The organism is Pseudomonas sp. CM25, from assembly GCF_013179705.1.
GTDB lineage: Bacteria > Pseudomonadota > Gammaproteobacteria > Pseudomonadales > Pseudomonadaceae > Aquipseudomonas.
Window position 1 is genome coordinate 1 of sequence record NZ_JABMCW010000737.1, and the last position, 528, is coordinate 528.

Sequence of the window (528 nt, forward strand, 5' to 3'; positions counted from 1 at the left end):
AGCGCCGGGCGCTGGTGGTAGCCACGGGCAAGACCAACGCCGCCCAGGTACAGCTCGCCGGCACTGCCGCGCACGGCTGGCTGCAGGCTGCCTTCGAGGATATGGGTTTTCAGGTTGTCGATCGGCTGGCCGATCGGCACGCTGATGCTTTCGTCCGCCTGGCAGGTCCAGTGGGTGACGTCGATGGCCGCTTCGGTCGGGCCGTACAGGTTGTACAGGCCGGCTGCGGGCAGGCGTTGCAGGGTCTGACGGGCCAGCTCGGCCGGCAGTGCTTCACCGCTGCACACCACGCGCTTGAGGCTGACGCAGCTTTCCACTGCCTCATGGGTCATGAACGCCTGCAGCATCGACGGCACAAAGTGCAGCGTGCTGATGCCGTGCTGGTTGATGGTGTCGACCAGCAGCTGCGGGTCGCGGTGGGCACCCGGCTGGGCCACGACCAGGCGGGCGCCGGTCATCAATGGCCAGAAGAACTCCCACACCGACACGTCGAAGCTGAACGGGGTTTTCTGCAGCACGCTGTCGCTG

The 528-nt window shown here is 66.7% G+C and carries 1 protein-coding gene; it reads right to left on the reverse strand.

What is annotated here, in order from left to right; all coding sequences use genetic code 11:
• Positions 1-528: AMP-binding protein (locus tag HP546_RS31030; RefSeq protein ID WP_172233881.1), on the reverse strand; the 528-nt coding region annotated here is incomplete at both ends.